This window comes from Hanstruepera sp. CR43, assembly GCF_055227665.1.
The window spans coordinates 678982-700164 of sequence record NZ_CP200078.1; the positions used below are offsets into that span (position 1 = coordinate 678982).

Sequence of the window (21183 nt, forward strand, 5' to 3'; positions counted from 1 at the left end):
AGTTAATAATGGTTTTAAATATAATTATTAATTTGGTTCAAATGAATTTTCGATTTATATTTTTTTTATTCTTAGTTAGCTGCAACCCAAGTCGCACATCAAATTCGAACGTTTTTAGGTACAATGAACATAAAAATATTGGTTCTTTAGATCCTGCATTTTCAAAAGACTTGGCTGATATTTGGGCCACTAACCAACTTTTTAATGGTTTGGTTGAAATGGATGATTCTCTCAATGTACAACCAGCTATTGCTAAAAGCTGGCAAATATCTGATGATGCTCTTACTTATACTTTTACACTCAAAAATAATGTGACCTTTCACAAGCACGTATTATTTGGAAATGATTCCACACGAACGGTCACATCCCATGATTTTTATTATAGTTTCAATAGATTAAAAGATGACAAAGTAGCCTCTCCAGGAAGCTGGGTACTTAACAAAGTGGACAGATTTTACCCTATAAATGACACCATCTTTGAAATTAAATTAAAACAACCATTTCCAGCATTTTTAGGGCTGTTGACAATGAAATACTGTTCGGTTGTTCCTAAAGAAATTGTTGAACACTATGGCAATGATTTCAGGTCTCACCCCATAGGTACAGGACCTTTCCAATTTAAACGATGGGAAGAAAATTTAAAGTTGGTATTCAGAAAAAACCCGAATTATTTTGAAGTTGATGAAAATGGTAATCAGCTCCCTTATCTAGAAGCCATTGCCATAACCTTCTTACCAGACAAACAAAGTGAGTTCTTACAATTTGCACAAGGGAATATTGACTATGTTTCGGGTTTGGACGCATCCTATAAGGATGAAATTTTAACAACTGAAGGAATACTCCGAGAAAAATATGCTAAAGATGTGAATATGATTCGTGGACCGTATTTGAATACAGAATACCTTGCTTTTTATATGGATTCAAATGTTTCCGAAATACAATCCAGTTTAATTCGTCAAGCCGTAAATTATGGCTTCGACAGAAAAAAAATGATGGTTTATTTACGAAACGGAATAGGTATTCCAGCTTATGGCGGTTTCATTCCAAAAGGACTTCCAGGGTACGACAATAGTATTGGTTTTGACTATCAACCTGATAAAGCCAAACAATTGGTTCAACAATATATTGATGAAACAGGTAATACAAACCCTAAAATAACCATTACAACAACCAGCAATTATTTAAGTTTTTGCGAGTATATTCAACGAGAAATTCAAAAAACAGGATTGATAGTTGATGTGGATGTCATTCCTGCTTCTAGCTTGAAGGATGCCAAAGCAAATGGAAAGTTAGATTTGTTTAGGGCTAGTTGGGTAGCGGACTATCCTGACGCCGAAAACTATTTATCGTTGTATTACAGCAAGAACTTTGCCCCTTACGGTCCCAATTATACACATTTTAAAAATGAGCAATTTGACATTTGGTATGAACAGGCTTTTTTGGAAACGGACATAAAAGAACGCCAAAAATTATATACAAAAATGGACTCACTCATTATGAGTAACGCACCTGTAATCCCCATGTTTTATGATGAAGTGGTTCGTTTTACCAGAAAAAACGTTAAAGGGCTAGGAATAAATCCGATTAATCTTTTGGAGTTAAAACACGTTAGTAAAACTGACTAATCGCGTCTAAATTTTTTGGTTTCTTCAAAGACATGCTCAAGTATAGCAGCATCCTGATCGGTAAATTCAATGTTTCTCCGGGACATAACCACCTTGGCAACCTCAAAGGCTTTTTTGGTTAGATAGGTGGTGAATCCGCTATTTCCTCCCCAAGAAAAACTAGGCACAAAATTCCTTGGAAAACCACTTCCAAAGATATTGGCACTCACACCCACTACAGTTCCTGTGTTGAACATAGTATTTATACCACATTTACTATGATCTCCCATCATGAGGCCACAAAATTGCAAACCTGTTCTTGCAAAACTTTCGGTGTCATAGTTCCATAGACGAACCTCGGCATAATTATTTTTTAAATTGGAATTATTGGTATCGGCACCTAAATTACACCATTCTCCTAACACAGAATTTCCTAAAAATCCATCGTGCCCTTTATTGGAATATCCAAAAATCACTGAATTATTGACTTCACCTCCAACTTTACTGTAAGGACCTACAGTTGTTGGTCCGTAAATTTTAGCTGCCAATTTTACGGTAGCACCTTCGCATAATGCAAATGGCCCTCTTATCATAGAACCCTCCATTATTTCGGCATTCTTACCTATATAAATGGGACCATTTTCAGCATTCAGAGAACAAAGCGGTAATTTAGCACCTTCCTCAATAAAAATATCTTTTCGGTTAAAAGCAACGGTCATCTCTGGAATGGGCTGTGATTGCCTCCCTTTTGTGATGAGTTCAAAATCCTCTTCGATGGCAGCACCATTTTTACTAAAAATATCCCAAGTATTTTCAATTCTCAAAACGTCATCCAAATACTCTATAGCTTCGAAAGTATCCAAATCAATATTTTCCTGATTTTCTTTCGTATAAAAAGCCACCACATCTTCATCTTTAAATACAGCCTGGTTTTCCTCAAGCCCTTTGATGATTTCAACCAACTCCTTATTCGGTAGAAAGGATGCATTAATCATAATATTGCTTTCCATCTCGACCATGGGATATTTTTCAGCCAAATAATCTTCAGTAATGGTCGTTGTTGTGTATTCCAAATAACTCTCCCATTTTTCACGAATGGTTAAAATACCAACTCGTATGTCGGCCACAGGTCTTGTATAGGTAAAAGGTAATAGGTTGTTTCTAGAGGGACCATCAAAAAGAATGTAGTTCATAAGGATGCTTTTGGTAAAAATAAAAAAAGCCTTTCAACAATTGAAAGGCTTTTGAGAATATATTTTTAAACTAAATTATTTTTTGAATTTAGCATATTTTGTTTTGAACTTATCAATACGTCCAGCAGTATCTACCAATTTAGATTTACCAGTGTAGTATGGGTGAGATGTTCTAGAGATTTCCATTTTTACTAATGGATACTCAACACCATCAACTTCAATAGTTTCATTAGTATTTGCAGTAGATTTTGTTAAAAACACATCATCATTAGACATGTCTTTAAATGCTACCATTCTATAATTTTCTGGATGTATATCTTTTTTCATCGATTTACGCTTTAATATCTTAACTTTTTTCGAGGTGCAAATTTAAGCAATTTTAGTAAAATCACAATACTTTTTTGCTTTTTTTATTAATTAAAAAAATCTGTAACGTTTTGGTATATTTGTTTACTAACCAACTATAAATTAATTAAACTAACAAACAATGGAAAATAACACAACTTCAATTAAACCTTTTGCTTATAATTACGGGCTATACCTTGGTGCGTTATCGATTATCATGCTCGTAATCATGTATATTTTTGAAATCGACAAAAGTTGGCCTTTAAGCATTACTAGTATTGCCTTAACAATTACAATTTATGTTTTAGCTTTAAAAGCCTTCAAAAATACTAATAATGGTCAATTAAAATTAGGCCAGGCAATGAAATTAGGTTTAGCTATAGCCGTAATTGGAGGACTTGTTTCAGCTATTTATTCCTACGTGCATTATACTATGATATATCCTGAATTTATTGAAAATATCAGAGATGAATCTGTTAAACAAATGCTAGAGCGTAGTCCTGATATGACTAACGAACAGATTGAACAAGCTTCCAAAATAAATAATATGTTCACTTCACCATTTGCTATGAGCACATTCTCATTAATTGGAAGTCTATTTTTTGGAATTATTATTTCTTTAATCGCTGGATTAATAATGAAAAGTGATGATTAATTTTCCAATTAATTTTACATTTGTTTTTTTATACCTAGATTTTAGACAAGTAAGATTAAATGAATATATCAGTAGTCATACCACTACTTAACGAAAAAGACTCATTACAAGAATTACATGATTGGATTGCAAAGGTTATGCAATCCAATCATTTTTCATATGAAATCCTTTTTATTGATGATGGCAGTACTGATGGTTCTTGGGAAACAATCACCCAACTTTCTGAAAAAAATCCAAATGTTAAGGGTATTCGGTTTTTAGCCAATTTTGGCAAGTCACAAGCATTACATGCAGGTTTTGAAAAAGCGCAAGGTGATGTGGTCATCACTATGGACGCTGACCTTCAGGACAATCCGGAGGAAATTCCAGAATTACTGGATATGATTGTTAAAGAGAACTATGATATGGTTTCTGGATGGAAGAAAAAGCGCTACGATTCTGTGTTGACCAAAAACATGCCCTCTAAACTCTTTAATTGGGCTGCCCGAAAAACCTCTGGAGTTAAACTTCATGATTTTAATTGTGGCCTCAAAGCCTATAAAGTGACCGTTGTCAAAAATATTGATGTTAATGGCGAAATGCACCGTTATATTCCCGTATTAGCGAAAAATGCTGGGTTTTCAAAAATTGGTGAAAAGATTGTTAAGCATCAAGCACGTAAATATGGTGAAACCAAGTTTGGCATAGATCGCTTTATTCATGGTTTTCTGGATCTGATTACTATTTGGTTTTTATCGCGCTTCGGAAAAAGACCAATGCATTTGTTTGGCGCGTTGGGTGTATTGATGTTTGCCATTGGGTTTATGTTTGCTCTTTATTTGGGTATTGATAAATTATATCTCAATAGAACAGGAAGGCTGATTACTGAAAGACCTCAATTTTATTTAGCCTTGGCTACCATGATAATTGGCACCCAGTTTTTTGTTGCTGGATTTCTTGGAGAAATTATGCTACGTACCAAACAGGACAAAAAACGGTATTTGGTTAAGGAATCCGTTAATTTGGAGTGAATTACCAATAAATCCATCTATTCTCCTTAACATCTTTCTGAATTGCGTATTTTTGCGTTCAATTTAAATGCATTATGATATACATTGAACCTGAATTATTAGAACGTGTAAACACGTGGTTAACACCAGCTTTTGATACAGATACACAAGACTACATAAAAAACTTAATTGCCTCTAACCCAAAAGAATTAAAAGAATCGTTTTATAAAGATTTAGAGTTTGGTACTGGTGGTATGCGTGGTATTATGGGTATTGGCACCAACAGAATCAATAAATATACATTAGGGAAAAACACACAGGGATTGAGTAACTACCTTCATAAAGTATTTCCAGATGAACACATAAAAGTGGCTATTGCCTATGACTGTCGCCATAATAGTAAATCGCTTGCAAAAGTTGTCGCCGATGTGTTTTCAGCTAACAACATTGAAGTGTTTTTATTTGAGGATTTAAGAACAACTCCTGAACTATCATTTACTGTCAAGCATTTAGATTGTAATTGTGGTATAGTTTTAACAGCTTCACACAATCCACCTGAATATAACGGCTATAAAGTCTATTGGCAAGATGGTGGGCAATTGGTGCCACCACAGGATGCTGCCATTATATCTGAAATTCAATCTTTAGATTATTCAGAAATTAAATTTGAAGCTAACGAGAAGTTAATCCATTTAATTGGAAAAGGTGTTGATGACGCCTTTATTAATGCTTCTGTAAAAAATGGCAGTTTCACTTCACAAGAGACAAAAGATAATCTAAAAATCGTTTTCACTTCACTCCATGGAACATCAATCACAACCATACCTGAAACCCTAAAACGTGCTGGTTATAAACAGGTTCACATTGTTGAAGAACAACGCGAACCAAATGGTGATTTCCCCACAGTAAAGTCTCCAAACCCAGAAGAACCTGAAGCCCTTAAAATGGCTTTAGATTTAGCCAATAAAATAAATGCTGATATTGTTATCGGTACTGACCCTGATAGTGACCGATTAGGTGTAGCTGTAAGAAACAACAACAACGAGTTGGTTTTACTTAATGGAAATCAAACCATGGTTGTCATGACAGACTTTTTACTGCAACAATGGCAGAAAAATGGTAAGTTAGATGGCAATGAATTTATTGGCTCGACTATTGTATCTACACCCATGATGCAAGAACTAGCTGATTCCTATAAGGTTGAATGCAAAATAGGCCTAACTGGTTTTAAATGGATTGCAAAAATGATCAAAGATTTTCCAAATCAAGATTTTGTTGGTGGCGGAGAGGAAAGTTTTGGTTTTATGGTTGGTGATTTTGTACGTGATAAAGACGCAGTGACCGCTACGCTTTTAGCCTGTGAAATTGCCGCACAAGCGAAGGCAAATGACAGTTCTTTTTATCAGGAATTATTGAAACTATACGTCAAACATGGTTTATATAAAGAGCGCTTAATTTCCATAACCAAAAAAGGGATTGAAGGCGCAGATGAAATTAAACAGATGATGATTGATGCCAGAAAATCACCATTTGCTGAAATAAATGAATCAAAAGTCATTAGACTGGAAGATTATCAAAGTTCCATTTCAAAAAATATGGTTACAGGTGAAGAATCCCAAATAATGATTCCTAAATCCAATGTTTTGATTTATTACACCGAAGACGGTAGTAAAATAGCCTTAAGACCAAGTGGTACGGAACCTAAAATAAAATTCTATATTAGCGTGAATTCAAAATTGGAAAATGTTGTTAGTTTTAAGGAAGTTGAAACCCTTTTGGAGTCCCGAATTGATGACATCCTGAAGGATATGAATTTGTATTAATGGAATATTTAAAAAAACTTTCACGTTTCGTAATCCCATATAAGCGATTTGGTGTTCTAAATATTATATGTAATATTTTTTATGCCTTATTCAGTACATTGGCTATGGTATCATTGATGCCCATGATCAATGTATTGTTTGGCGAAACCAAAAAAGTTTTAGTTAAACCGGAATATCAAGGCTTTAAGCATATTAAATCCTATGCAGAAAATTCTCTTAATTATCTGATAACATCAACGACAGACTCTTATGGCCCACAACGCGCCTTGCTGTATATGATTTTTTTGATAATTGGTCTTTTTCTGCTAAAAAATATTTTCAACTATCTAGCTCTTTATTTCATTACTTTTTTAAGAAATGGTGTATTAAAGGATATTCGAAATGAAATTTATAATAAAGTATTGCATTTGCCAATTTCCTACTATTCTGAAAAGAAAAAGGGTGATATCATTGCACGTATTTCTAATGATGTGGCCGAAGTAAAAAACTCTTTGTTAGCAATTTTGGAATTAATAATCAAAGAACCCTTAACCATATTGTTTGCAATCATAGCCATGTTTACGATAAGCTTTAAGCTAACCATCTTTGTATTTATATTCATTCCTATTTCAGGTTTAATTATATCCAGAATTGGAAAAAGCTTAAAACGAAAGTCTGCTAATGTTCAACGGGAACAAGGTATCTTCCTTTCAACTTTAGAGGAAACACTAGGTGGTCTTAAGGTTATTAAAGGCTATAATGCGGAAAAACGTTTCAACGAAAAGTTCCAGGATTCTACCAACCGTTTCTACCATTTTTCAAATATCCTTTTAAACAGGCAAAACTTGGCTTCGCCCACTAGTGAATTTTTGGGTATTGCTACCATTGCAGCCCTTTTATGGTATGGAGGCAGCATGGTATTGATAGATAATACTCTCTCCGGAGGTGCATTTATTGGTTATATGGCATTAGCATACCAAATTCTAACACCAGCCAAAGCCATTAGTAAGGCTAGTTATTTAGTGAAAGCTGGAAACGCAGCTGCAGATCGTGTACTGGAAATACTCGAAACCCAATCACCCATTGCTGATGCACCTAATGCTGAAACCAAATCATCATTTGAAAATGATATTAGTATCAATGATATCTCGTTTAAATACGAAGATGAATTAGTGTTAAAAGATTTTACACTTAATGTGCCTAAAGGCAAAAGCGTGGCGCTTGTTGGCCAATCAGGAAGTGGTAAAAGTACTATTGCCAATTTGGTGACTCGCTTTTATGATGTCAATTCAGGCAGCATCACAATTGACGGGCAGAATATAAAAGATATTACCAAAAACTCGTTAAGAGCACTCATGGGAATTGTTACACAAGATTCTATTCTATTTAATGATAGTATCAAAAACAATGTCCTGCTGGGCAAACAAAATGCTTCAGATGACGAAGTTATTGAAGCCCTTAAAATTGCCAATGCTTGGGAGTTTGTTAAAGAATTACCCAATGGCATAGAAACCAATATTGGTGATTCTGGAAACAAACTATCTGGTGGTCAAAAACAACGTTTAAGTATTGCCAGAGCCGTTTTAAAAAATCCGCCGATCATGATACTGGATGAAGCCACATCAGCATTAGATACTGAAAGCGAACGCCTGGTACAAAACGCATTGGAAAATATGATGAAAAACAGAACGTCCATCATTATTGCACACAGATTGTCTACCATTCAGAATGCTGATAAAATTGTCGTCATGCAAAAAGGTGAAATAGTGGAACAAGGAAATCACAATGAACTAATCGCTAAAAATGGGACTTATAAAAAACTTGTGGACATGCAAAGTTTTGAATAATAAAAAACAAATAAAAAGGGCTGAATATAATTCAGCCCTTTTTTTAGCTATTGTTAGACTTGGGGACGACTAACAAACATAAGTAGGTTTGTTGGTGTAAACATAAAACAAAAAAACAAACTAACCTAGAAAAAAATGTATTTTATCGATTTTTTTTGCATTTAATCGATGTGTAAATTTTTAAAATATTGTTTTACAATTACTTACAACAATTGTCTAAATTCCCAAAAATTAACCTTTTATATAAAAGTGGGCCTATTAAATTGATAAAAAGGACAATTATGAATTAAAAAAGTCCGAAGAAGTAGGTCCAATTGGCACCATCACTTAACACAATAATGCTTTTCTTATAGTCATTACCTGGTGCATACTCATATAAATAAATAGCTGTAGCGCCATTGGTCGTCGATCCTGAAGAAAATAACAGACCCCCTGAAGATGAGATTTTGGCAGTAACGGTATCCTGAACATTCCTGATAATATATACCCTACCCGGATACATCGTTGCATCAGGAAGCCTAAATTCATCATCTGTGGCTTGAGGACTTACTGAAATATAAACGCCATCATCAATATCTACATAAGTTGCAGCACCTCCATTACCATCTCCAGTTAAATTGACAACCTTAACCGATAAATTTCCATTAATATCCAAGGTACTTAACGGCGTTGTAGTACCAATGCCTACTTGTGAGAAACTAGTTAAAAAAAAGAGTGAGAAGGCAAAACCAAATAATACCTTTTTGACCATAAATCATTCTCCATGATTTTTACCACGGATAAGAATAAAAATAGCTGTTATACACGATGAAATGCAAAAATTATCTTTAAAACGACAATAATTTAGACCAAAAACAACTACAACGTTGTAGTATTTCAATGGATTTATCTAACTTTCAATAAGTTGAAATTCTTTTATCATTATTATTATCAATTTTTATTATTTATTTTAGGTATATTAAACCTTACGGTGTTTTAATAGTCTAAAATCAAAATCGGTTTTTTGGAAGAAGCTAAATTACTTACAGATTTAAAATCAAAGGAAAAACAAGACTTTGCTTTTAATGAATTGGTGTCGCTCTATAAAGAGCGATTGTATTGGCATATCCGTAATATTGTTAAATCGCATGATGATGCTGATGATGTCCTCCAAAACACCTTCATCAAGGTTTATAGAAATATTGATTCATTTAAAGGAGACAGTAAGCTTTATTCCTGGATGTACCGCATAGCAACCAATGAAGCCTTGACTTTTATTAAGAAACGTGCAAACCAACTACAAATAAACGACGAAGAATTTCAAGATTTAGCAATTGAAAATTTAAAATCGGACGTTTACTTTGAAGGTGATGACATTCAAATAAAATTGCAACGCGCTATAGCTACATTACCAGAAAAACAGCAATTGGTTTTTAACATGAAATATTTTCAGGATATAAAGTATAAAGACATGTCTGAAATATTAGAAACCAGTGAAGGCGCATTAAAAGCCTCCTATCACATTGCTATAAAAAAAATTGAAAGCTATTTATTAAACCAATCGTCGATTTAAGAGTTCTAATGATTACAAATGAAAAACTTAAATAAACATAACATATCAGAAACCGGATTTAAAACACCTGATGGGTATTTCAATTCATTTGAGGAGAAATTACTTTTAGAATTGAAACTCAAAGAGAAGGTCAATACTCCCGGATTTCAAGTACCCGAAAATTACTTTGCTGATTTTAAGGTATCAACTCCAATCAATCATAAGTCTAAATCAGAGCCAAAAGTAATTTCACTATTTAGAAATCAAAAATGGTTAGTAGCTGCAAGTATCGCCGCTATTTTTATCGTATTGGTTAGTATGCCAACAGGGCAAAAAAACTCGTTGGACTTTGCGTCATTGGATAGTGACAGTATAGAAAGTTATCTTTTAACTAATGATTTTGATTCTGCTGAATTGAACAACCTCATCACAAATCCATCAGATTTTGAAACGAGTATACTAGAGGAAACCTTGAATGATGTACCTTTAGAAGACTATTTGTACAATAATATGGAATTGGAAGATTTAAATTTAGAATAAACAACATAAGATGAAACAACTTTTACTCATATTAATTTTTCTGGCGTTTGGCGTAAATACATTTGCCCAGGACCGTATGGACAGAAACGATAAAATCAAAGCTTTAAAGGTTGCCTACATTACAGACGAGCTTGATCTTTCAAAGGCTGAAGCCGAAAAATTTTGGCCTATTTACAATACCTTTGAAGAACAAATGCACGAGTTACGTAAACAATCATTTGAGGATAGAAAGCAAATCGATTTTGACAATTTAACCGAGGCTCAAGCGCAAGAATTGATTCAAAAGTTTAAACTTTCGAATTCCAAGAAAAACGAATTCTACAACAAATACATTAGTGATTTGCAAAAAGTCATTTCATCCAAAAAAATTGTTATGCTTAAAAAGGTAGAAGACGATTTTAAGCGAAAAATGTTTGAGGAGTTCAAAAAAAGGCGTCACGAAAAAAAGGATAGACCTTAAATAAAAAAAGAGCCAGTGGCTCTTTTTTTATTCCCTAAAAGTTAATTTTGCAATCCTACCAGCTCCTGCAGCATAGGCCACACTGTCGTTTAAAAACCGAATGGTATAAAAGCCCTCATCGCTCAAGTGCTTCCAGGTGTCCCCGGCATCATGACTGTAATCAATGCCTTTAAAACCAATAGCTACAAGCTCCTTCCCATGTCCATTAGGAATATATTGCACACAACTTCTATAACCTGGACTTTGATTTTCGGCTACCAATTGCCACGTTTTACCACCATCTTGCGTTCTCATTTTATTAGCCGAACTATCTGCGGGTTTGGTATAATCCCCTCCTATAGCAAAGCCATTAAACTCATCATAAAAATCTAGTGAATAAATGCCTTCAGTGTCTTTTTCTTTAACTATTGGTGTGTCTACAACGTCCCATGTTTTGCCTTTATCATCAGAATAATATACGCGTCCAGCTGTAGTACCAACCCAAGTTTTATTACCAACAATGGCAATATTGGTATCACTGGCAGCAAAGGCACCCTCTCCTTCAGTAGCAGGTGGTAGTTGGTCACAAGATAATTTGCTCCAAGTTTTACCACCGTCTCTTGTTATTATCATACTCAAACAACCATCTATCGCATCGCCAACAGCAATACCTTCTTGATCGTTCCAAAAATCCATAGAGTCATAGAAAACTTTTGAGTGGTTTTCTATATAAACCAATTTAGTTGTATCTGAAGTAATTTTATATAATAATGCTGGATTCCCTATACTTAAAGCAAATGTAGATTCAGTAGTTGCCGCTAATGAACGGAAATTAGGGATAATGCTATCATATTTGACATCGTAATATCCAACGGCTAATTTGGCAGTATCATTCTTTATCGCATAAATTATTAATCCATTTGACGAAGCTATCGAATAATTAGGTGGATCATCCAATTCCAAAGCCCTTACATTCAACAAAGAATCCTGCAACAAAACGTTTATTTCTACTTTGGAATAATCTCTAATTTTTATTGTATGTTCTTTTTTACAAGATAAAAAGCAAAGAGTAATTAAGAGTGCCAAAAGAATTCGCATAATTTCAAAAATTTCCCTAAAAATAGAAAACTTCTCGATACAATTGGCTGTTTGATAACAACTCAAGAAAACAAAACTCAAATAATCATCTAAACGATTCTACAAATCAACATATTAAACCTATCTTTGCACGCTATTCAAAACGATATGAGATTACATCGAAATTTATGCTTCGCTACTGTTGATGGTTTAATGAAAATCTTCAATGAGGGCGAGTATGCCGATAAGGTTATTCAACAACTACTCAAGCGTGACAAGCGTTGGGGAAGCCGTGACCGTGCCTTTGTTGCCGAAACCACCTATGATATCGTAAGATGGAAACGTCTCTATGCCAAAATAGCTGAAGTCAAAGAACCGTTTAGTCGTGATGATATCTGGCGCATGTTTGCTGTTTGGGCAACTTTAAAAGGGATCAAATTACCCGACTGGAAGTATTTTGAAAATACCCCAACACGAAAAATCAAAGGCCGTTTTGATGAGCTGTCAAAAATTAGAAAGTACCGAGAATCGATTCCAGATTGGATTGACAATTTGGGAGAAAAAGAACTAGGTAAAGACATCTGGGCCAAAGAAATTCATGCTCTAAATGAACAAGCCGATGTCATTTTAAGAGTCAACACCTTAAAAACAACCAAAGAAAAACTTCAGGCTGAATTATTTGATTTAGATATTGAAACCGAATTTATCAAAAATTATCCAAATGCCTTAAAATTAAAAGAACGCGCCAATGTTTTTCAAACGGAAGCTTTCAAAAACGGACTGTTTGAAGTACAAGACGCGTCTTCTCAATTGGTTGCTGATTTTCTGGATGTGAAACCAGGTATGCGTGTAGTAGATACCTGTGCTGGCGCTGGTGGTAAAGCCTTACATTTAGCAGCTTTAATGGAAAATAAGGGACAAGTGATTGCCATGGACATTTACGCCAACAAACTCAAGGAACTCAAACGCAGGGCTAAACGTAATGGTGCTCATAATATAGAAACCAGACATATTGATTCTTCAAAAGTTATCAAAAAACTCTATGGTAATGCTGATCGGGTTTTAATTGATGCTCCTTGTTCTGGGTTGGGAGTTTTAAGACGTAATCCAGACGCCAAATGGAAATTGGAAGAATCCTATCTTGAAAAAATAAAAGAAAACCAACAGGATATTTTACAACAATACTCCAAAATTGTAAAAAACGGCGGACAGTTGGTTTATGCAACCTGTTCCATCTTACCATCTGAAAATCAAGAACAAGTTGATAAATTTTTAACATCGGAACACGGAAAAGATTTTACCTTTGTCAAAGACATTAAAATATTGGCTCATAAATCTGGATACGATGGATTTTATATGGCCTTAATGGAAAGAAAATCATAATGAAACAATTTTACACAGTACTTTTTACACTATTCACTCTCAGCAAGCTTTGCTCAAATTCCTTCTGGCTATTATGACTATGCCACAGGAACTGGTTACGAATTAAAAACACAACTCAAAAAAATAATTGATAATGTAGATGATCCGGAAATCAACAACACGGTTGAAGTGGAACATATGGATCAAGGATATGATGCCATTGATGCATTCTTTGCTACATACGATCTGGATGACTATTATGAAACAGCCAGCAACACCATCCTAGATATTTATTCAGAAAACCCTGATGGAAACGATCCTTACAATTTTAGTCCAGTGACTGATGAATGTGGGGAATACAGTGCTGAAGGTGATTGCTACAACAAGGAGCACATTATTCCGCAGTCTGTTTTTAGTTCCAATTCGCCCATGCGTGGTGATGCTCATCAATTGTTACCTTCAGATGGTCGTGTCAATGGTTTCAGAAGTAATTTTCCATATGGCCGTGTGGACGATAGTCAATTAAGTAGTCAAAGTGGTATTACCAATCCAACTCAAAATGGTTCCAAATTGGGCAATAACTTAAACAGTGGCTATTCAGCTGGTTATACTAATGAGGTTTTTGAACCCATAGATGAATTTAAAGGAGATGTGGCACGTATCTATTTTTACTTTGTGACGCGTTATGAAGATCAAATAAGCGCATGGTCCGCTTATGACATGTTTGATGGAAGTAGCGATAAAGCCATCGCCGATCCATTTTTAACCATTTTGAGAACCTGGCATGAAATGGATCCCGTTTCACAAAAGGAAATTGATAGAAACAATAATATTTTTTACAATCACCAATCAAATAGAAATCCATTTGTTGATCATCCAGAATGGGTGGCATTAGTCTGGGACACCGATCCTGACACCGAAAATCCAACTGCTCCAACTAATTTAGTAGCCTCAAATCCTACTGGTAATTCTATTGATTTGGATTGGAATACATCTACTGATAATATTGGTGTGGTAGGTTATAACTATTACATTGATGATGTTTATTCGGCAACTGTTCTGAACACAACTACCTCTAATACGGTTTTAGGTTTATCACCTAATACCACTTATTGTTTCAAAATAACAGCTATCGATGCTGCTGGAAATGAATCAGGATTTAGTAATGAAGCTTGCGAAACGACTTTAGAAAACACCAACCTTCTTTGTATTGATGAAAGTTTTGAAAACATGCCAGCTAATTCAAGTTCATATTCATTTAGAACATGGACTGGTGATCAGGGTATTACATGGGATGCTACTGACGCCAGAACAGATCAAACACTAAACGGAAGCCGAGCCATAACGATTAGAAATGGAGAATTAATCCTAAATGACTCAAATTTTCCAATAGAAGAATTAACAGTCACAACACAACGTGTTTTCTCTGGAGATTCTGGCACCTTTGATCTAGTGATTAATGGAAGTGTCATTGGGACTATTCCTTACGGTGATTCTCCTGTAACCACAACAATACCATGTAATATTAATAATGTTGTTGATTTATCAATAAACAATAATAGCAACCCGTCAAACCGTGTTATGTTTGATGATTTAAATTGGTCTTGCTTTTTATTGAGTAATGAAGAATTTAATCAAAAAACATTTACCATATACCCCAACCCTGTTTCTGGAAATCATATTACAGTCAATGCAACGGAATCATTGGATTATGAAATTTATAATTTGTTAGGGAAGTTAACTTTGAAAGGGACGTCTCAAAATGGTGAAATTCATGTTGGAAAGCTCACAAAAGGTATTTACTTGATAAAGCTTCAAATAGGCAAAAGAACGATTACCAAAAAACTAATCAAACAATAATTAAAAAAGCGACTGAAATCAGTCGCTTTTTTGTTGGTTAATAAGAACGTGAATAACTAAATTTTTTCATCCAGATTAATAGATACTATTACGACGAAAAAAAGTAAATTTGCACTTTCAAAACACAACTATAACTTTTACATAATGATTCATTTCTTTGGAAACCAAAACAGCAAGGTATTTGCTGTTCAAGCAACAAAAGAATTATCAACCGATACCATTTCGAAACTAGCGTGGGTCTTTGGCAACCAGCCTAAAATAGAACAAGCATCATTGGATGCTTTTTTTGTTGGCCCTCGAGCTGCCATGATTACGCCTTGGAGTACCAATGCTGTAGAAATTACGCAAAACATGGGTATAGATGGTATTATTCGTATTGAGGAGTTTCAAGCAACAACTGAAAATTTCAAGGGTTATGACCCCATGATTTCCCAAAAATATAAAGGTCTGAATCAAGATAGTTTCACCATAAACATTCAGCCTGAAGCAATCAGAAATATTGAAGACATTGCCTCTTACAATGCTCAAGAAGGATTGGCCTTAAATGATGAAGAAGTTGACTATCTAAACAGCCTTTCCAAAAAATTGGGCAGACCACTTACAGACTCCGAAGTCTATGGGTTCGCACAAATAAACTCTGAACATTGTCGTCATAAAATTTTTAATGGCACATTTGTTATAGATGGTGAAGAAAAACCGATGTCACTCTTTAAAATGATTAGAGAGACATCTAACAAAAATCCAAACGATATTGTTTCGGCTTATAAAGATAATGTGGCATTTATTAAAGGTCCCAAAGTGGAGCAATTCGCTCCAAAACGTTCAGATGTTCCTGACTATTACCAAACCAAAGATTTCGATTCGGTTATTTCCTTAAAAGCTGAAACGCACAACTTTCCAACCACTGTAGAACCATTTAATGGCGCAGCAACAGGTTCAGGCGGAGAAATCCGTGACCGTTTGGCTGGTGGAAAAGGTTCTATTCCTTTAGCAGGAACTGCTGTTTATATGACCTCTTATTCGCGATTAGAAGAAAACCGTCCTTGGGAACAAGCGTTTAAAGAGCGTGATTGGTTATACCAAACCCCTATGGATATTTTAATAAAAGCATCTAATGGCGCATCGGATTTTGGAAACAAGTTTGGCCAACCTTTAATTGCCGGATCTGTACTCACTTTTGAACATGAAGAAGAAGCTCGAAAATTAGGCTTCGATAAGGTGATTATGCTTGCAGGAGGTATTGGTTATGGTAAGGCAAACCAAGCTTTAAAAGATACACCTCAAACAGGTGATAAAGTAGTCATTCTAGGTGGGGAAAACTACCGTATTGGAATGGGTGGTGCAGCTGTTTCCAGTGCCGATACTGGAGAATTCTCAACAGGTATTGAATTGAATGCCGTTCAACGTTCCAATCCAGAAATGCAGAAACGGGCCGCCAATGCTGTTCGCGGTATGGTAGAAAGCGATGAAAACTTTATTGTTTCCATTCACGATCATGGAGCTGGTGGTCACTTAAATTGTCTAAGTGAATTAGTAGAAGAAACTGGCGGAAAGATTGACTTAGATAAACTACCTGTTGGAGACCCAACACTTTCTGACAAAGAAATTATTGGTAATGAATCTCAAGAACGGATGGGATTAGTAATTGCTGAAAAGCATTTAGAAACCCTACAAAAAATTGCTGATAGAGAACGTTCACCAATGTATACGGTTGGCAATGTAACAGGCGACCATAGATTTACATTTGAGTCAAAAACGAAAGGTAACAAGCCTATGGATTTGGCATTGGAAGACATGTTTGGTAGTTCTCCAAAAACCATCATGACTGATAATTCCATCATTCGTAATTATGCTGATGTCTCCTATAATAAAGATAAATTTTTCGATTATTTAGATCAGCTACTACAATTGGAAGCTGTTGCTTGCAAAGACTGGCTGACGAATAAAGTAGACCGTTGTGTTGGTGGAAAAGTAGCCAAACAACAATGTGTGGGACCATTGCAAATACCATTAAATAATGTAGGTGTTATGGCATTGGATTTTAAAGGTAAAGAAGGCATTGCAACGGCAATTGGTCATTCACCTATATCTGGATTAATTGATCCGGTTGCAGGTAGTCGTAATTCTATAACAGAAGCGTTGACCAACATCATTTGGGCACCACTAAAAGATGGCTTAAAAAATGTGTCACTTTCCGCCAATTGGATGTGGCCCTGTAAAAATGAAGGTGAAGATGCGCGACTATATGATGCTGTTCAATCGGTTTCAGAGTTTGCTGTTGACCTTGGAATCAATGTACCAACTGGTAAAGATTCGCTTTCCATGAAGCAGAAATATCCTAATGAGGAAGTCATTTCACCTGGAACTGTCATTATTTCGGCTGCAGCCAACTGTATAGACATTAATAAAGTAATTGAACCTGTTTTACAAAAGAATGCAGGCGATATCTATTACATCAACCTCTCACAAGATGGTTTTAAATTAGGCGGTAGCTCCTTTGCTCAAGTAGTAAATAAAATTGGTAACGAAGCACCAACGGTGAAGAGTGCCGATTACGTAAAAACCGTGTTCAATACCATTCAGCAATTAATTTTAGACGAAAAAATTGTAGCTGGTCATGATGTGGCTTCTGGTGGATTAATCACCACACTTTTGGAGTTATGCTTTGCGGATAATAATTTAGGTGCCGAATTGGACATCACCGCTTTAGCTGAAAATGATTCCTTTAAAGTATTATTTGCTGAAAATGCCGGATTGGTTATTCAAGGGAAAGATGCTTCAATTGAAGCTGATTTAAATGAAGCCAATATTGAGTTTTTCAACATTGGAAAAGTCACAGATGCTGATGTATTGAGCATCATTAACGGTAATGATGTCTTTACAATGACCATTTCACGTTTACGTGATATGTGGTATAAAACATCCTTCCTATTAGACCAAAAGCAAACAGCCAATGGTTTAGCCAAAGAACGTTATGACAATTTTAAAAATCAACCGTTACAGCATTCATTTCCTGAACACTTTACAGGAAAACTTCCTGAAATAGACAGTAGTAAACCGCGACCAAAAGCGGCTGTTCTTCGTGAAAAAGGAAGCAACTCCGAACGTGAAATGGCAAACGCTATGTATTTAGCTGGTTTTGATGTGAAAGACGTCCACATGACCGATTTAATTTCGGGTCGTGAAACGCTAGAAGACATTCAGTTTTTGGGAGCAGTAGGTGGTTTCTCAAATTCTGATGTGTTAGGCTCTGCGAAAGGTTGGGCAGGCGCTATCAAATACAACGAAAAGGCTAACGAAGTTATCAAAAACTTCTTTGCCAGAGAAGATACGCTGTCTGTGGGTATTTGTAACGGTTGCCAATTATGGATGGAACTTGACCTGATCAATCCAGAACATGAAGTTCATGGTAAAATGACTTATAACGACTCGCATAAACACGAAAGTGCCTTTACAACTGTAAAAATTCAAGAGAACAATTCGGTGATGTTAGCATCATTGGCAGGTAGTACGTTAGGAGTTTGGATTTCGCATGGCGAAGGCAAATTCAGTTTACCTTACAATGAAGACAACTATCATATTGTCGCTAAATATGGTTACGAAGGATATCCACACAACCCAAATGGTTCCGATTTTAACACCGCCATGATGTGTGATAAAACTGGCCGTCATTTAGTTACTATGCCACATATTGAGCGCTCTACCTTCCAGTGGAACTGGGCAAACTACCCTAAAGGCAGAAAAGACCAAGTCTCGCCTTGGTTGGAAGCCTTTGTAAATGCCAGAAAGTGGATTGAGAAAAAATAAAATAAAAAAGGAGCTTAAAATTAAGCTCCTTTTTTTGTCGGGATGACAGGATTTAGAGAATCCTTTTACATCGCTATTGTTGCAAAATAAAGCAGTGCTTTGTTTTTAATCTAAAGCATAAAGTTATTTTAAGAAAGCAAGCTTTCTACAAGAACTCTCTACTTTATCTTGTCGGGATGACAGGATTTGAACCTGCGACCACACGGCCCCCAGCCGTGTACGCTAACCGGACTGCGCCACATCCCGTTTTTAAGACCACAAAAATACAAATGCTTTTTTTTATAACAATATGCTTCTTAAAAAATCAAGTATATTTATTATTTTGCAACGATACTAATTTTTTATCAATAATTCATGGCCAATATTAAAAGACTATTTGATTTTCCTTACCATCAATTGGAAACTTATAATCTAGAAAAAGCATTCACAACTAAATATAACGGAGAGTGGAAATCTATATCCACTCAAGAGTATATTGACCAAGCTAATATGATTAGTCGTGGATTATTGCGTTTGGGTGTCAAACCCAATGACAAGATTGCTGTAATTTCTTCCAATAATAGAACCGAATGGAATATTGTTGATATGGGTATTTTACAAATTGGAGCCCAAAATGTGCCAATCTATCCCACCATTTCCAAAGAGGATTATGAATATATTTTAAAGCATTCAGAAGCCACCTATTGTTTTGTATCGGATAGCGATATTTTAGAAAAATTAAATGCTGTTAAAAACAATACACAACTAAAAACCATTTATACGTTTAATGAAATAGATGGTGAATCCCATTGGACTGAAGTATTGAAACTAGGCGAAGACAAGTCCAATCAGGATGAAGTTGAAAAGCTTAAAAATGCCGTCGAGCCAGATCATTTGGCAACTTTAATATATACATCGGGCACCACAGGTACACCAAAGGGCGTGATGCTCTCTCATAAAAACATTGTATCCAATGTTTTGGACAGCGAAAAACGCGTTCCTTTTGATTACGGAAAATCAAAAGCTTTGAGTTTTTTACCAGTCTGTCATGTCTTTGAACGTATGATTCTGTATCTATACCAATTTTGTGGTGTTGAAATTCACTTTGCAGAATCCATAGAAGCAATGAGTGATAATTTAAAGGAAGTTAAGCCTAATGTTATGACGGCAGTTCCAAGACTTTATGAAAAAGTTTATGACAAAATAGTTGCTAAAGGCACAGAACTAACAGGACTTAAAAAAGCATTGTTTTTTTGGGCTATAGATCTTGGTTTAAAATATGAGCCTTACGGTGTCAATGGTTGGTGGTATGAACAACAATTAAAATTGGCTAGAAAACTCATTTTTAGTAAATGGCAAGAGGGACTTGGCGGAAATTTGGAGTTAATGGTTTCAGGAAGTGCTGCTTTACAACCCAGATTAACCAGGGTTTTTGCCGCTGCAGGCATGCCAATAATGGAAGGATACGGGCTTACGGAAACCTCACCAGTCATATCGGTAAACGATCAAAGGAATCACGGATTTAAAATTGGTACCGTAGGCCGTTTGATTGACAATGTTGAAGTGAAAATTGCTGATGACGGCGAAATATTGGTTAAAGGCCCTAATGTGATGCAAGGCTATTACAAAGACCCTGATAGAACAGCAGAAGTCATGACAGGTGATTATTTTCATACGGGAGATATCGGTGAAATTGACAAAGACGGATTCCTAAAAATTACGGATAGAAAAAAAGAAATTTTTAAAACTTCTGGTGGCAAATATGTTGCTCCTGCCCTATTGGAAAACGAATTTAAACAGTCACGGTTTATTGAACAGATTATGGTTATTGGTGAAGGTGAAAAAATGCCGGCAGCCCTCATTCAAATAAATTATGAATTTGTTCAAGAATGGGCTAAACGTCACAAAATAAATTACTCCCAAGAATCCATTATAGACAACCAGCAGTTAAAAGACAGAATTCAGGAAGAAATTGATACCGCCAATAAAAAATTTGGACATTGGGAACAAATCAAGAGATTTGAAATCACCCCTGATATTTGGTCCATTGAAGGTGGCCACCTAACCCCTACTATGAAAATGAAACGAAAAGTGATAAAAGAAAAATATCACGATTTGATCGAAAAAATTTATCGTCTTTAATTTAAAGCCTG

General features: G+C 35.3%; 16 protein-coding genes and 1 tRNA gene. 12 read left to right on the top strand and 5 right to left on the bottom strand.

The window, feature by feature from the left end; all coding sequences use genetic code 11:
* The first annotated feature begins 41 nt into the window (after positions 1-41).
* The gene (locus tag ACKXGU_RS02880) at positions 42-1625 is read left to right on the top strand and encodes an ABC transporter substrate-binding protein (protein ID WP_463466572.1); all 1584 of its coding nucleotides are present in this window, start codon (positions 42-44) and stop codon (positions 1623-1625) included.
* Here the strand turns inward: ACKXGU_RS02880 and ACKXGU_RS02885 are convergent.
* Positions 1622-2797: a GlmU family protein gene (locus tag ACKXGU_RS02885; protein WP_463466573.1), complete on the bottom strand. Its 1176-nt coding sequence runs from the start codon at positions 2795-2797 to the stop codon at positions 1622-1624. The two genes, ACKXGU_RS02880 and ACKXGU_RS02885, sit on opposite strands and share 4 nt — an antisense overlap.
* 75 nt (positions 2798-2872) lie before the next feature.
* Positions 2873-3124 (bottom strand): type B 50S ribosomal protein L31, encoded by a 252-nt coding sequence (locus ACKXGU_RS02890; protein ID WP_103052690.1) that lies wholly within the window; start codon positions 3122-3124, stop codon positions 2873-2875.
* Positions 3125-3284: 160 nt separating this feature from the next.
* Here ACKXGU_RS02890 and ACKXGU_RS02895 point away from each other — a divergent pair, with 160 nt between their 5' ends.
* The 4 genes from ACKXGU_RS02895 (at position 3285) to ACKXGU_RS02910 (ending at position 8435) form a co-directional block, all read left to right on the top strand.
* Positions 3285-3797 carry a DUF4199 domain-containing protein gene (locus tag ACKXGU_RS02895; protein ID WP_463466574.1) on the top strand — a complete coding sequence of 171 codons (513 nt, stop codon included), beginning with the start codon at positions 3285-3287 and terminating at the stop codon, positions 3795-3797.
* 59 nt (positions 3798-3856) lie between these two features.
* Positions 3857-4807 carry a glycosyltransferase family 2 protein gene (locus ACKXGU_RS02900; RefSeq protein ID WP_463466575.1) on the top strand — a complete coding sequence of 317 codons (951 nt, stop codon included), beginning with the start codon at positions 3857-3859 and terminating at the stop codon, positions 4805-4807.
* Between the two features lie 74 nt (positions 4808-4881).
* Positions 4882-6609, top strand: a complete 1728-nt coding sequence (locus ACKXGU_RS02905) for a phospho-sugar mutase (RefSeq protein ID WP_463466576.1) — start codon at positions 4882-4884, stop codon at positions 6607-6609.
* Positions 6609-8435 (top strand): ABC transporter ATP-binding protein, encoded by a 1827-nt coding sequence (locus ACKXGU_RS02910; protein WP_463466577.1) that lies wholly within the window; start codon positions 6609-6611, stop codon positions 8433-8435. The genes ACKXGU_RS02905 and ACKXGU_RS02910 overlap by 1 nt, the downstream gene beginning before the upstream one ends.
* 286 nt (positions 8436-8721) lie before the next feature.
* Here the strand turns inward: ACKXGU_RS02910 and ACKXGU_RS02915 are convergent, their stop codons facing one another.
* Entirely contained in the window at positions 8722-9186 is a 465-nt protein-coding gene (locus tag ACKXGU_RS02915) for a hypothetical protein (RefSeq protein ID WP_463466578.1), read from the bottom strand.
* Between the two features lie 252 nt (positions 9187-9438).
* Here ACKXGU_RS02915 and ACKXGU_RS02920 point away from each other — a divergent pair, with 252 nt between their 5' ends.
* Genes ACKXGU_RS02920 through ACKXGU_RS02930 form a run of 3 tightly spaced genes read left to right on the top strand, consistent with a single transcriptional unit; the run spans position 9439 to position 10966 of the window.
* Positions 9439-9987 (top strand): RNA polymerase sigma factor, encoded by a 549-nt coding sequence (locus ACKXGU_RS02920; protein WP_463466579.1) that lies wholly within the window; start codon positions 9439-9441, stop codon positions 9985-9987.
* Positions 9988-10005: 18 nt separating this feature from the next.
* Positions 10006-10506 (top strand): hypothetical protein, encoded by a 501-nt coding sequence (locus ACKXGU_RS02925; RefSeq protein ID WP_463466580.1) that lies wholly within the window; start codon positions 10006-10008, stop codon positions 10504-10506.
* A 10-nt stretch (positions 10507-10516) separates the two neighbouring features.
* Complete coding sequence (locus ACKXGU_RS02930; protein WP_463466581.1) at positions 10517-10966, top strand: hypothetical protein; 450 nt, start codon at positions 10517-10519, stop codon at positions 10964-10966.
* A gap of 27 nt (positions 10967-10993) precedes the next feature.
* On the opposite strand, the gene ACKXGU_RS02935 is transcribed toward ACKXGU_RS02930, so the two are convergent.
* Positions 10994-12043 (bottom strand): WD40/YVTN/BNR-like repeat-containing protein, encoded by a 1050-nt coding sequence (locus tag ACKXGU_RS02935; protein WP_463466582.1) that lies wholly within the window; start codon positions 12041-12043, stop codon positions 10994-10996.
* Positions 12044-12190: 147 nt separating this feature from the next.
* Here ACKXGU_RS02935 and ACKXGU_RS02940 point away from each other — a divergent pair, with 147 nt between their 5' ends.
* The 3 genes from ACKXGU_RS02940 (at position 12191) to purL (ending at position 19051) form a co-directional block, all read left to right on the top strand.
* Positions 12191-13405, top strand: coding sequence for an RsmB/NOP family class I SAM-dependent RNA methyltransferase (locus tag ACKXGU_RS02940; RefSeq protein WP_463466583.1), 1215 nt, complete (start codon positions 12191-12193; stop codon positions 13403-13405).
* A 57-nt stretch (positions 13406-13462) separates the two neighbouring features.
* The gene (locus tag ACKXGU_RS02945) at positions 13463-15244 is read left to right on the top strand and encodes an endonuclease (protein ID WP_463467400.1); all 1782 of its coding nucleotides are present in this window, start codon (positions 13463-13465) and stop codon (positions 15242-15244) included.
* Between the two features lie 144 nt (positions 15245-15388).
* A complete protein-coding gene (gene purL, locus ACKXGU_RS02950) occupies positions 15389-19051 on the top strand; it encodes a phosphoribosylformylglycinamidine synthase (protein ID WP_463466584.1) in 3663 nt (1220 codons plus the stop codon).
* A 171-nt stretch (positions 19052-19222) separates the two neighbouring features.
* On the opposite strand, the gene ACKXGU_RS02955 is transcribed toward purL, so the two are convergent.
* Positions 19223-19297, bottom strand: a tRNA-Pro gene (locus ACKXGU_RS02955).
* A 108-nt stretch (positions 19298-19405) separates the two neighbouring features.
* On the opposite strand from ACKXGU_RS02955, the gene ACKXGU_RS02960 reads away from it, so the two are divergent.
* Positions 19406-21172: an AMP-dependent synthetase/ligase gene (locus ACKXGU_RS02960; RefSeq protein WP_463466585.1), complete on the top strand. Its 1767-nt coding sequence runs from the start codon at positions 19406-19408 to the stop codon at positions 21170-21172.
* Positions 21173-21183 lie beyond the last annotated feature (11 nt).

Excerpts from the sequence above, each read along its gene's own strand:
- ACKXGU_RS02910 (WP_463466577.1), top strand. The coding sequence starts at position 6,609 with ATGGAATATTTAAAAAAACTTTCACGTTTCGTAATCCCATATAAGCGA.
- ACKXGU_RS02900 (WP_463466575.1), top strand. The coding sequence starts at position 3,857 with ATGAATATATCAGTAGTCATACCACTACTTAACGAAAAAGACTCATTA.
- ACKXGU_RS02885 (WP_463466573.1), bottom strand. The coding sequence starts at position 2,797 with ATGAACTACATTCTTTTTGATGGTCCCTCTAGAAACAACCTATTACCT.
- purL (WP_463466584.1), top strand. The coding sequence starts at position 15,389 with ATGATTCATTTCTTTGGAAACCAAAACAGCAAGGTATTTGCTGTTCAA.
- ACKXGU_RS02930 (WP_463466581.1), top strand. The coding sequence starts at position 10,517 with ATGAAACAACTTTTACTCATATTAATTTTTCTGGCGTTTGGCGTAAAT.
- ACKXGU_RS02915 (WP_463466578.1), bottom strand. The coding sequence starts at position 9,186 with ATGGTCAAAAAGGTATTATTTGGTTTTGCCTTCTCACTCTTTTTTTTA.
- ACKXGU_RS02940 (WP_463466583.1), top strand. The coding sequence starts at position 12,191 with ATGAGATTACATCGAAATTTATGCTTCGCTACTGTTGATGGTTTAATG.
- ACKXGU_RS02880 (WP_463466572.1), top strand. The coding sequence starts at position 42 with ATGAATTTTCGATTTATATTTTTTTTATTCTTAGTTAGCTGCAACCCA.
- ACKXGU_RS02935 (WP_463466582.1), bottom strand. The coding sequence starts at position 12,043 with ATGCGAATTCTTTTGGCACTCTTAATTACTCTTTGCTTTTTATCTTGT.
- ACKXGU_RS02925 (WP_463466580.1), top strand. The coding sequence starts at position 10,006 with ATGAAAAACTTAAATAAACATAACATATCAGAAACCGGATTTAAAACA.
- ACKXGU_RS02895 (WP_463466574.1), top strand. The coding sequence starts at position 3,285 with ATGGAAAATAACACAACTTCAATTAAACCTTTTGCTTATAATTACGGG.
- ACKXGU_RS02890 (WP_103052690.1), bottom strand. The coding sequence starts at position 3,124 with ATGAAAAAAGATATACATCCAGAAAATTATAGAATGGTAGCATTTAAA.
- ACKXGU_RS02960 (WP_463466585.1), top strand. The coding sequence starts at position 19,406 with ATGGCCAATATTAAAAGACTATTTGATTTTCCTTACCATCAATTGGAA.
- ACKXGU_RS02905 (WP_463466576.1), top strand. The coding sequence starts at position 4,882 with ATGATATACATTGAACCTGAATTATTAGAACGTGTAAACACGTGGTTA.